The following is an 11603-nucleotide window of genomic DNA, read 5'->3' on the forward strand; positions in this document are numbered from 1 at the left end:
CGATGCCGACGTCCAGAGCGCAGATCGGTAGGGTTGCCGCCGTGTCCACTCAGGAGAACCCACCCGTCGAGAAGACCCGGTCTGCCCTGATCACGGGCGCGGCGGGCGGCCTCGGCGTCGCCATCGCCGAGGCGCTGGCGCCCACCCATACGCTGCTGCTGGCGGGCCGCCCGTCCGACCGCCTGGACGCCCTCGCCGCCCGGCTCGGCGCCCCGACCTGGCCGCTGGACCTCGCCGACCCAGACTCCATCGAATCGGCCGCCGAAGTGCTGACCGACCTCGACGTGCTGATCCACAACGCCGGCGTCGCCTACCCCGGGCGAGTGAACGAGTCCACCGCCGAGCAGTGGCGCGCGACCTTCGAGGTCAACGTCACGGGTGCCGTCGCGTTGACGCTCGCCCTGCTGCCCGCCCTTCGCCGGGCACGCGGGCACGTGGTGTTCGTGAACTCCGGCGCGGGGATCAAGGCCTCACCCGGGCTGGCGTCGTACTCGGCGAGCAAGTTCGCGCTGCGGTCGTTCGCCGACTCGTTGCGCGCCGACGAACCGGACCTACGCGTGACCTCCGTGCACCCAGGTCGGATCGACACCGAGATGCAACGCGACCTCGTCGCGTACGAGGAGCGCGACTACGTCGCCGAACAGTTCCTGACCCCCGCCACGGTCGCGGGGGTCATCGCGCAGGCGGTCGCCGCACCGGCCGACGCGCACGTCCACGAGATCGTGATCCGCCCCCGATGAGCGCACCGTTCGAGGTCCACGAGGCCTCCATCGCCGACCTGCGTGCCGCACTGGACGACGGCCGGGTGACGGCGGTCGAAATCCTCGACGCCTACCTGGCTCGGCTGGCGGCCTACGACGACGAGCTCAACGCCGTGGTCGTGCGCAACCCGGCGGCCCGGGCCGAAGCGGCGGAATCCGACGCGCGACGCCGCGACGGTCGCACCCAGGGTCCGCTCGACGGCATCCCCTACACGGTCAAGGACAGCTACCAGGCGCGCGGTCTGACCGTGGCGGCAGGCAGCCCGGCCTTCGCGGAGCTGGTGGCCCAGCGTGACTCCTTCGTCGTCGAACGACTCCGGGCCGCAGGCGCCGTGCTCATCGGGCTGACCAACATGCCCCCGATGGCCAACGGTGGCATGCAGCGCGGCGTGTACGGCCGAGCCGAAAGTCCTTACAGCGCCGAGTATCTCACCGCACCGTTCGCCTCGGGCTCGTCCAACGGGTCCGGCACTGCGACCGCGGCGTCGTTGTGCGCCTTCGGCATCGGCGAGGAAACCTGGTCCTCGGGCCGCGGGCCTGCGTCGAACAACGCGCTGTGCGCGTACACGCCGTCGCGCGGGGTGATCTCGACCCGCGGTGGCTGGCCTCTGGTGCCAACCATGGACGTGGTGGTTCCCCACACCCGGTCGACGGCCGATCTACTCGAAGTGCTCGACGTCCTCGTCGCCGAGGACCCCGACGCGCGCGGCGACTTCTGGCGCCTGCAGCCGTGGGTGACGCTGCCCCGCGTCGACGAGGTGCGCCCACCGTCGTACCCCGCGCTCGCGACCGGCCCGGAGGCGTTGGTGGGCAAGCGATTCGGTGTGCCACGGATGTACGTCGACGCCGACCCCGACGCCGGCGTCGGCGCCACGGGCATCGGCGGACCCACGGGCCGGCGCATCGAGACCCGCCCGTCGGTGCTCGACCTGTTCGACGCCGTGCGCCGGGACCTGCTGGCCGCCGGAGCCGAGGTCGTCGAGGTGGACTTCCCGGTGGTCACCAACTACGAGGGTGACCGCGCCGGCGCCCCCACCATCGGCACCCGTGGTCTCGTCAGCCCGGAGTACCTCCGGCGCGAGATCGTCGACCTCTGCGCGTGGGCGTGGGACGACTTCCTGGCCGCCAACGGCGATCCCGCGCTCAATCGGCTCGCCGACGTCGACGGCAGCCAGATCTTTCCCGCCCCGCCGGGCGCGCTGCCCGACCGCTACGACGGGTTCGACGACGACATTGCGGAGTATCCCGACTTCATCCGCGACAACCCGATCGACTCGTTCCTGGGCATCCCGACCATCCCCGAGGGGGTGCACGCCTTGGAACGCACCCGTCGCGTCGACCTCGAGGAGTGGATGGACGGCCTCGCATTGGACGCGGTGATCTTTCCCGCCGTCGCCGACGTGGGGCCTGCGGACATGGACGTCAACCCGACCTCGGCCGACCTCGGCTGGCGCAATGGTGTGTGGGTCGCCAACGGCAACTTGGCGATTCGCCATCTCGGCATTCCGACGGTGACCGTGCCGATGGGCACGATGGCCGACATCGGCATGCCGGTGGGCCTCACCTTCGCCGGCCGGGCCTACGACGACGTCGCACTGCTGCGCTACGCCGCGGCCACCGAGGCCACCGGTCGGCGGCGCACCTCGCCACCGCGCACTCCCCCGCTGTCGCGGTGATTTCGGCGTGCTCAGACGACGACGTTCACCATCTTGCCTGCCACCACGATGACCTTCTTCGGGGTGGCACCGGCGAGGAACGCGACCACCTTCTCGTCGGACAGGGCGGCGGTCTCCACGGCATCGGCCGCAGCGTCGGCGGCCACGGTGATGCGCCCGCGGACCTTCCCGTTGACCTGGACGGGGTATTCGACGGTGTCCTCGACCAGGTAGGCCGGATCGGCCTGCGGGAAGGGACCGTGGGCCAGGGAGGTCTCGTGACCGAGCCGGCGCCACAACTCCTCGGCCAGATGCGGCGCCAACGGCGCCACCATCAGCACCAGTGGCTCGACCGCGGCGCGCGCGGTGACATCCTCCTTGGTGAGATGGTTGGTGTACTCGATCAGCTTGGCCGCCGCGGTGTTGTTGCGAAGGGCCGCATAGTCTTCGGCGACCCCGGCGATGGTCTTGTTCAGCAGCCGCAGCGTCGGCTCGCCCAGCTTCTCGTGGTCGACCACCCGTTCGGCGCCGGTGGTCTCGTCGACCACCACCCGCCATACCCGCTGCAGGAACCGGTAGGCACCGACGACGTCCTTGGTGGCCCACGGTCGAGACGCTTCGAGCGGGCCCATCGACATCTCGTACACGCGCAGGGTGTCCGCGCCGTACTCCTCGCAAATCTCGTCCGGCGAGACGGAATTCTTCAGGCTCTTGCCGATCTTGCCGAACTCGCGGTTGACCTCGCCGTCCTGATACCAGAACTTGCCGTCGCGCTCCACCACCTCGGCCGCGGGCACGTAGGACCCGCGCGAGTCGGTGTAGGCGTAGGCCTGGATGTAGCCCTGGTTGACCAACCGCCGGTAGGGCTCTCGGGAGCTGACGTGACCCAGGTCGAAGAGAACCTTGTGCCAGAACCGCGAGTACAGCAGGTGCAACACGGCGTGCTCGACGCCGCCGACGTAGAGGTCCACGCCACCGGGGTCCGACGGGCCGTGCTCGGCAGGCCGCGGTCCCATCCAGTAGGCCTCGTTCTCCTTGGCGCAGAACGTTTCCGAGTTGTGCGGGTCGGCGTAGCGCAGCTCGTACCACGAACTGCCTGCCCACTGCGGCATCACGTTGGTGTCGCGGGTGTAGGGCTGCAATCCGTCGCCGAGATCGAGCTCGACGTGCACCCATTCGGTCGCCTTGCCAAGCGGTGGCGACGGTTCGCTGTCGGCGTCGTCGGGGTCGAACTGCACCGGCGCGTAGTTCGGGATGTCGGGCAGTTCGACCGGCAGCGCCGACTCCGGTAGCCCGTGCGCGCGGCCGTCGGCGTCGTAGACGATGGGAAACGGCTCGCCCCAGTACCGTTGGCGTGCGAAGAGCCAGTCGCGCAGTTTGTACTCGGTGCGGGCGCGGCCACGGCCGTCGGCCTCCAGCCGGGCCAGCACCGCCTCCTTGGCCGAGGCGACGCTCAGCCCGTCGAGGTAGTCCGAGTTCACCAGCATGCCGTCGCCGTTGTAGGCAGCCTCGCTGACGTCCCCACCAGAGATGACCTGCTTGATCGGCAATCCGAACGCCGTCGCGAACTCCCAGTCGCGCTGATCGTGACCGGGCACCGCCATGATCGCGCCGGTGCCGTAGCCGGCGAGCACGTAGTCGGCGATGAAGATTGGAACCCGTTGGCCATCAACCGGATTGGTGGCATAGGCGCCGGTGAAGACGCCGGTCTTGGACTTGTTCTCCTGGCGCTCCAGGTCGGACTTGGCGGCCACGGTCGCGCGATAGGCGGCCACGGCCTCCGCGGGCGTCGCCGCACCGAAGGTCCACCGCTCGTCGGTGCCGTCGGGCCACGCCAACCCGTCATCCCCGGCCGGGACCAACGCGTCGACCAACGGGTGCTCGGGTGCCAGCACCATGTAGGTGGCGCCGAACAACGTGTCCGGCCGGGTGGTGAACACCTCGATGTCGCCGGCGTCGGTCCCGAAGCGCACTTCGGCGCCGGTGGACCGGCCGATCCAGTTGCGCTGCATGGCCTTGACCTTGTCCGGCCAATCCAGGTCGTCGAGGTCGTCGAGCAGTCGGTCGGAGTACGCGGTGATGCGCATCATCCACTGCCGCAGTCGCTTTCGGAATACCGGAAAGTTGCCACGGTCACTGCGGCCGTCGGAGGTGACCTCCTCGTTGGCCAGCACGGTGCCCAGACCCGGGCACCAGTTGACCACCGAGTCGGCGCGGTAGACAAGCCGGTATCCGTCGACCACGTCTGCGCGTTCGCCCGCCGACATCGTCGCCCAGTCGCCCTCAACGGGGGTGCGCGTGCCGGACTCGAATTCTTCGATCAGTTCGTTGATCGGCCGTGCCCGGTTGGCCTCGGGGTCGAACCAGCTGTTGAAGATCTGTAGGAAGATCCACTGCGTCCACTTGTAGAACTCGGTGTCGGTGGTGGAGAAACTGCGCCGCGCGTCGTGGCCGAGGCCCAGGCGGCCGAGCTGGCGGCGGAAGTTGACGATGTTGGCCTCGGTGCGCGTCCGCGGGTGGGTACCCGTCTGCACCGCATACTGCTCGGCCGGCAACCCGAACGCATCGAAACCCAAGGCGTGCAACACGTTGCGACCGGTCATCCGGAAGTACCTGGCGTACACGTCCGTGGCGATGTAGCCCAGCGGGTGCCCGACGTGCAGGCCCTCGCCAGAGGGGTACGGGAACATGTCCTGGACGAACATCTTGTCGGCGGGGACGGGCGACCCGTCGGCGGGCGCGAGCGATCCCACCGGGTTGGGCACGTGGAACGTACCCAGCCGGGCCCACGTCTCCTGCCACGTGCGTTCGATGTCCCCGGCGAGCGTCGCGTCGTAGCGATGCTGCGGGGTGCTCGAGGCGTCCAAGCCGCCTTCCCCTTCATTCACGTGAACAGGGTAGTCAACGCCGTGCTCGGAGCCCCAATCACCGGTCGGGCGCGCGACCGGTTAGGTATCGGTTCCGTTGCAGAGGGGTCTTCGCATGGTTGCAGGTCCGCGCCGGGCCTGGTTCCCGACGCAGAAGCGTGGATACAGTCGGCGCCTGGCCGGGGCTCACCGGACCCATGGAGCTCGTGCGACCCGGAAGGACCGACGTTAGATGTTCGAAAATGCCCGTCGTTGGGGACTTCTGGTCGGTGGCTTCGCCGCCGGCACGGCGTGCGTTCTGGGCCTCGCCGGTCCCACCGCCTCGGCCGAGCCCACCCTTCCCCTGCCAGCGGTACCGGCGCCTGCGACCGTCACGCAGACCGTGACCGTCCAAGCCGCCGCACCCGCCGCCGGGCCCAACCAGCTGATCGCCTCCCCGGTCGCGGCCGCCCCGGTGGCGCCCGTCACCCCCGCGGTGCCTGCCATCGTGCCGGCCACCTCCGGCACCCTCGCGGACTTCTTCGCGTCCAAGAACGTCGCGATGGAGCCGCAGAAGGCCGCCGACTTCAAGGCGCTGACCATCGTGCTGCCGATGCCGACGGGCTGGGCGCAGGTGCCCGACCCCAACGTCCCGGACGCCTTCGCCGTGATCGCCGACCGTGTCGGCGGTGACGGGCTCTACACCTCCAACGCCGCCGTGCAGGTGTACAAGCTCGTCGGTGACTTCGATCCCCGCGAGGCGATCAGCCACGGCCTGATCGACACCCAGCAGCTGCCGGCCTTCCGAGCGACCGACGGCTCGCTCGCCGATTTCGGTGGCATGCCGTCGGCGCGGATCGAGGGCACGTACCGGCAGAACAACCTGACGTTGAACACCTCGCGTCGTCACGTCATCGCGACCTCGGGTCACGACCGGTATTTGGTGTCGCTGGCGGTGACCACCAGCGCGTCGGTCTCGGTCGCGGCCGGATCGGCGACCGACGCGATCGTCAACGGTTATCGGGTCGGCTCGCCGGACGCGCCGCCGCCGGCGCCGGCTGCACCGGCCGCCGTTGCCGCAGCTCCCGTCGCCCCAGTGGCGCCTGCGGTGATCCCCGCAGCGGCGCAACCGCTGGGGCTGCCGCGCTAGCGGTTACGACTTCGGGGGCTCGGCCTCGTATTGTGGGGCCCATGCTGATCGCCGCCGTGCTGTGCCTGTGCGCCGCCGTGGCGACCGCGGCCATGGGCCTGTGGTCGGCGACCCGCCCCCATGCCGTCGACCAGGTCGCCCAAGTCCTGCGCGCCGTCGTGCCGACTCAGTTCGCCGCGGCGGTCATGCTGGCCGCCGGTGGCGTCGTCGCCCTTGCGGCCCCTCCCCACGCCGGGGTGCTGGCGTTGGTGGCGTGCGTCGTCGGGGCGGTCGGCACCGTGGCCGCCGGCTGCTACCAGAGCGCCAAGGCGGTCGCCAGGCGCGAGGCCATGCAGAAGAGCGAATCGAGCTGTGCGGGTTCCTGCGCGGCGTGCACGCTGTCGTGCAGTTGACCGCTCAGTTGCGGCTGACGTCGATCGGGTGGGTCGCCAGCAGCGACAGCGGCATCGGCTGACGCCGCAGGACGCGCGACCACAGGTCGACCCTGGGCTCGACCAGGACGTCGGACGGCAACGCCGACAACACGATCCAGTCGTCGCGTTCGATCTCGCCCTCCAACTGGCCAATGGTCCAACCGGAGTATCCGGCATAGATCCGCACGGCCTCCACGGCCTCGGCGATCGAATCGGGATCGGCGTCGAGGTCGACCATGACGATGCGACCCTGCACGTGGCGTAGCCCCGAGACGTCACCGGGCTGCACACCGGCGCGCAGCGTGGCCAGACAAAGTGCGGCGTCTCGCTTGACCGGCCCGCCGACGAACATCGTCTTCGGCTTGGCGGCCAGCTTGGTCCACTGCGGCAGCACGTTGAACACGGCGGTCTCACTGGGCCGGTTGAGCACCACGCCGAGGGTTCCGCCGTCGTTGTGCTCGACGACGTAGATGACGCTGCGTCGGAACGTCGGCTCCATCAGGTCGGTGTTGGCGATCAGCAGGGTGCCTGCCCGGACCCGGTGCGTCGCAGCAGCGAAGTGATCCTCCGGGTCCTCTGACTGCGCCACCGGTCCATCATGTCACCAGCGTGCGCCGACGGTGGCGATCGGGCGCGGCCGTGCCGGGCCTTTTCGCGAAACTTTGTAGGGTGGTTTCGGTCGCCACCGGGCGCATCGAACATCCCATCGACATCGGACGGCCATTGACCACGCCCCACGACCGCTTCGCCCCGTGGCGAGCGGTGCGGAAGCTCCCCGAGTTCCGCCGGCTGCTGGAACTGCGGGCCGTCAGCTCGTTCGGCGACGGGTTGTTCCAGGGCGGTCTGGTGGGGGCGCTCCTCTTCGACCCCGAGCGCGCGGCCAACCCGTGGCAGATCGCCGGATCGTTCGCGGCGTTGTTCCTGCCCTATTCGCTTCTCGGCCCGTTCGCCGGTGCCCTGCTGGACCGGTGGGACCGCCGCCGCGTACTCATCGGCGCGAACCTCGCGCGGGTGGTGTTCATCGTCGCGGTCGCGTTCCTCCTGGCGTTTCACGCCGCGGCGCCGTGGATCCTGCTCGGTGCCCTGGTGGTCAACGGGTTCACCCGGTTCGTCACCTCCGGCCTGTCCGCCGCGTTGCCGCACGTGGTGCCCCGCGAACAGGTGCTGACGATGAACTCGGTGGCCACTGCCGTCAGCGCTGCCACGTTGTTCTTCGGCGCCATCTTCATGCTGGTGCCGCGGTGGCTGTTCGGCGTTGGCGACGGCGGCTCGTCGGGCGCGCTGTTCATGGCCTCGGTGCCCGTCGCCGTGGCGTGGCTGCTGTCGATCCGATTCGCGCCCCACGTACTCGGCCCCGACGACTCGGCCCGCGCGGTTCACGGCTCGGTGGCCTACGCCGTGGCCACCGGGTGGGGCTACGGCCTGCGGACGGCCTTCACCGTGCCGAGCGTGGCAGGCACGCTGTCCGGCGTCGTCGCCCACCGCATGGTGTTCGGCATCAACACGCTGCTGGTGCTGGTGACCGTGCGGCATACCGGTTCGGCCAACGTCGCCGGCTTCGGCGTCGCCGTGCTGTTCGCGGCCACCACCGGAATGGGGTCGTTCCTGGCCAACTTCCTCACACCCGTCGTGGTGCGCCGCTGGAGCCGGTACCGGACCGTCAACCTCTGCCTGCTGGCCGCTGCCGCGATCCAGCTCGCGGCCGTGGGGTTGGACCTCCCCGTGATGATGGCGTGCGGCTTCCTGCTGGGCGCTTCCGGTCAGATCGTCAAACTGTGCGCGGACTCGGCGATGCAACTCGACGTCGACGACGCTCTGCGCGGTCACGTCTTCACCGTTCAGGACGCGCTGTTCTGGGTGGCCTTCGTCGCGTCGATTACGTTGTCGGCGGCCGTCATCCCGGACGACGGACACTCCCCCGCCCTGGTGGTCGCCGGCGCGGTGCTCTACCTCCTGGGGCTGGCCGCGCACGCCACGATCCGCAGGAACGCCACTCCCACCGCGGGCTAGGCTGACGCCATGGCTGGGGCCGAGGGCGTGGTGGCAGACCTGCGGGCCGAGAGCGAGGAGCTCGACGACCTCGTCGCCGGTCTCGACGACGAGGGCTGGCGCCGCGACACTCCGGCACCGGGATGGACCATCGCCCACCAGATCGCTCACCTGTGGTGGACGGACCGGGTGTCCGTGATCGCCGTCACGGACGACGCGGCCTTCGCCGACGTCCTCGCCGAGGCGGCCACCAATCCGACCGGCTTCGTCGACGAGGGCGCCGAGGAACTGGCGAGGACGGCACCCGCCGAATTGCTCGCCGGCTGGCGCGACACCAGAGCCCGCCTGCACGACGAGCTCCGCCGCGTCGCCGACGGACGAAAGCTGCCCTGGTTCGGTCCGCCGATGAGCGCGCCGTCCATGGCGACGGCCCGGTTGATGGAGACCTGGGCCCACGGGCTCGACGTCGCCGACGCGCTCAGCGTGACCCGAACCCCGACGTCTCGCCTGCGGTCGATCGCCCACATCGGGGTGCGCACCCGCGACTTCGCGTTCGCCGTGCACCAGCTTCCGGTTCCCGCCGAGCCGTTCCGCGTCGAGCTGGCCGCGCCCGACGGGTCGACGTGGTCGTGGGGACCGGAGGACGCCCGCCAGCGCGTCACCGGGTCGGCCGAGGATTTCTGCTTGTTGGTGACCCAGCGCCGGCCGCGTGCGGACCTCGACGTCGTCGCGACCGGGGAGGACGCCGCCACGTGGCTCACGATTGCGCAGGCGTTCGCCGGGCCGCCGGGACCCGGGCGGAGCTGACTACAGCTCGCTGGCCGCGTCGGCCGCGCCGTCACCGTCGGAATCGGTCAGCTTGAGATCCCACCGCCCGTCGGCGTCCACGTCGACGTAGGCCTCGTCGCCGACCAGCACCCGGTCGGCCAGCCCGTCGCGATCGGAGTCCACCACGCGGTCGTCGACCTGCCCGTCGCCGTCGAAGTCCACCAGCGGGCCGCCCGTGACCTCCACGCCGTCGAGGCCCAGCCAACGGATCTGCGCCCCGGCCGCCCATGTACCGGTTCCGTCGTCGGTGAAGGAGGCCTCGGGGTGGCCGTCGTCGTCCACGTCGAGCAACAGGTGGTCGGCGGTGCCGTCCCCGTCGGAGTCGGTGAGGGCATCGTCCAGACGTCCGTCGCCGTCGAAGTCCAGGCCGATCGCGTCGAAGATTCCGTCGCCGTCGGCGTCGACGTCCAGCTCGGCCGACCACATCGTGGCCGACCCGTCACCGTCCCCCAGGCAGTAGTCCATGAACGGTTTGACGTTGGTCTACTGCTGGGCGTTCCACCACTTCTGCAGTTCCTCGACCGCCTCGTCGTGCTCCAGCGGCCCGCGGTCCAACCGGAGCTCCTTGAGGTACTGCCACGCCTTGCCGACCTGCGGTCCCGCCGGGATGTCGAGGATCCGCATGATCTCGTTGCCGTCCAGGTCCGGCCGGACGCGCTGCAGATCTTCCTTCGCCGCCAGCTCCGCGATGCGGTGTTCGAGATCGTCGTAGCTGGCCCGCAGCCGCGCGGCCCGACGCTTGTTGCGGGTGGTGCAGTCGGCCCGAACCAGCTTGTGCAGCCTTTCGAGCAGCGGTCCGGCGTCGGTGACGTAACGACGGACGGCGGAGTCGGTCCACTTGCCGTCGCCGTAGCCGTGAAACCGCAGGTGCAGGTACACCAGCTGCGACACGTCGTCGACCATCTGCTTGGAGTACTTCAGCGCCCGCATGCGCTTGCGGGTCATCTTTGCGCCAACGACCTCGTGGTGGTGGAAGCTGACGCCGCCGTCGCTCTCGTGCTTGCGGGTGGCGGGCTTGCCGATGTCGTGCAGCAGCGCCGCCCACCGCAACACCAGATCGGGCCCGCCGGCTCCTTCGAGATCAATCGCCTGCTGCAGCACCGTCAGCGAATGTTGGTAGACGTCCTTGTGCTGGTGATGCTCGTCGATGGCCATCCGCATGCCACCCACCTCGGGCAGCACCACCTCGCCGAGGCCGGTCTGCACGATCAGGTCGACTCCGGCCACCGGGTCGTCGCCCAGCATCGTCTTGTCCAGCTCCGCGGCGACCCGTTCGACGGTGATGCGGCCCAGCTCGCCGGCCATCCGCGTCATCGCGTCGCGCACCCGCGGTGCCACGTCGAACCCCAACTGGGAGACGAAGCGTGCGGCCCGCAGCATCCGCAACGGGTCGTCGCCGAAGGACACCTCCGGGGTGGACGGGGTGTCGAGCATCCGCTCGCGGATCGCGGCCAAACCGCCTAGCGGGTCGTGGAATTCGCCGAGCCCGTCCGCGGTGATGCGGACCGCCATCGCGTTGACGGTGAAGTCGCGGCGCACCAGGTCGTCGGCGAGGGAGTCACCGAATCGGACCTCCGGGTTCCTCGTGACCCGGTCGTAGGCGTCGGCGCGGAACGTCGTGATCTCCAGGCGTTCCGACCCCTTGCCGACGCCGACGGTGCCGAACTCGATGCCGGTGTCCCACAGGCCGTCGGCCCAGCGCCGCACCACCTCCTGAACGCGGTCGGGCCGGGCGTCGGTGGTGAAGTCCAGGTCGGTCAGAGGCCGCTGCAGGAGCGCATCGCGCACGCTGCCGCCGACGAGGTAGAGCTCGTGGCCGGCCTCAGCGAACAACTGGCCAAGCTCCCGGAGCACCGGGGTGTGCCGTTGCAGCGCCTTGGCCGCGGTCAACAGTTCGGCGGTCGTGGAGGGATCGTTCGGCACGTTCGGTGAGCCTAGCGGTCGTGACGGGTGCATAACGA

10 protein-coding genes are annotated in these 11603 nt (G+C 70.0%); 6 read left to right on the top strand and 4 right to left on the bottom strand.

Translation table 11 applies throughout. The features are described from left to right. The first annotated feature begins 41 nt into the window (after positions 1 to 41). Both H7K45_RS08940 and H7K45_RS08945 read left to right on the top strand, forming a co-directional pair. Positions 42 to 740 carry an SDR family oxidoreductase gene (locus tag H7K45_RS08940; RefSeq protein WP_263995432.1) on the top strand — a complete coding sequence of 233 codons (699 nt, stop codon included), beginning with the start codon at positions 42 to 44 and terminating at the stop codon, positions 738 to 740. Next, positions 737 to 2437, top strand: coding sequence for an amidase (locus H7K45_RS08945; RefSeq protein ID WP_263995433.1), 1701 nt, complete (start codon positions 737 to 739; stop codon positions 2435 to 2437). Before H7K45_RS08940 ends, H7K45_RS08945 begins: the two co-directional genes overlap by 4 nt. Positions 2438 to 2448: 11 nt before the next feature. Here the strand turns inward: H7K45_RS08945 and H7K45_RS08950 are convergent, their stop codons facing one another. Beyond that, positions 2449 to 5304, bottom strand: a complete 2856-nt coding sequence (locus H7K45_RS08950) for a leucine--tRNA ligase (protein WP_263995434.1) — start codon at positions 5302 to 5304, stop codon at positions 2449 to 2451. Between the two features lie 211 nt (positions 5305 to 5515). On the opposite strand from H7K45_RS08950, the gene H7K45_RS08955 reads away from it, so the two are divergent. After that, the gene (locus H7K45_RS08955) at positions 5516 to 6412 is read left to right on the top strand and encodes an LpqN/LpqT family lipoprotein (protein WP_263995435.1); all 897 of its coding nucleotides are present in this window, start codon (positions 5516 to 5518) and stop codon (positions 6410 to 6412) included. 41 nt (positions 6413 to 6453) lie between these two features. Then, entirely contained in the window at positions 6454 to 6804 is a 351-nt protein-coding gene (locus H7K45_RS08960) for a hypothetical protein (protein ID WP_263995436.1), read from the top strand. 4 nt (positions 6805 to 6808) lie between these two features. On the opposite strand, the gene H7K45_RS08965 is transcribed toward H7K45_RS08960, so the two are convergent. Next, a complete protein-coding gene (locus H7K45_RS08965; protein WP_263995437.1) occupies positions 6809 to 7414 on the bottom strand; it encodes a YqgE/AlgH family protein in 606 nt (201 codons plus the stop codon). Between the two features lie 134 nt (positions 7415 to 7548). Here H7K45_RS08965 and H7K45_RS08970 point away from each other — a divergent pair, with 134 nt between their 5' ends. Beyond that, complete coding sequence (locus H7K45_RS08970) at positions 7549 to 8835, top strand: MFS transporter (RefSeq protein WP_263995651.1); 1287 nt, start codon at positions 7549 to 7551, stop codon at positions 8833 to 8835. A gap of 9 nt (positions 8836 to 8844) precedes the next feature. Continuing rightward, positions 8845 to 9621, top strand: coding sequence for a TIGR03084 family metal-binding protein (locus tag H7K45_RS08975; protein WP_263995438.1), 777 nt, complete (start codon positions 8845 to 8847; stop codon positions 9619 to 9621). Here H7K45_RS08975 and H7K45_RS08980 read toward each other — a convergent pair whose 3' ends face one another. Both H7K45_RS08980 and H7K45_RS08985 read right to left on the bottom strand, forming a co-directional pair. Continuing rightward, the gene (locus H7K45_RS08980) at positions 9622 to 10107 is read right to left on the bottom strand and encodes a pullulanase (protein WP_263995439.1); all 486 of its coding nucleotides are present in this window, start codon (positions 10105 to 10107) and stop codon (positions 9622 to 9624) included. Positions 10108 to 10125: 18 nt separating this feature from the next. After that, the gene (locus H7K45_RS08985) at positions 10126 to 11565 is read right to left on the bottom strand and encodes a CCA tRNA nucleotidyltransferase (protein ID WP_504928625.1); all 1440 of its coding nucleotides are present in this window, start codon (positions 11563 to 11565) and stop codon (positions 10126 to 10128) included. Positions 11566 to 11603 lie beyond the last annotated feature (38 nt).

Origin of the sequence: Mycobacterium yunnanensis (genome assembly GCF_025823185.1) — a bacterium.
Taxonomy (GTDB): domain Bacteria; phylum Actinomycetota; class Actinomycetes; order Mycobacteriales; family Mycobacteriaceae; genus Mycobacterium; species Mycobacterium yunnanensis.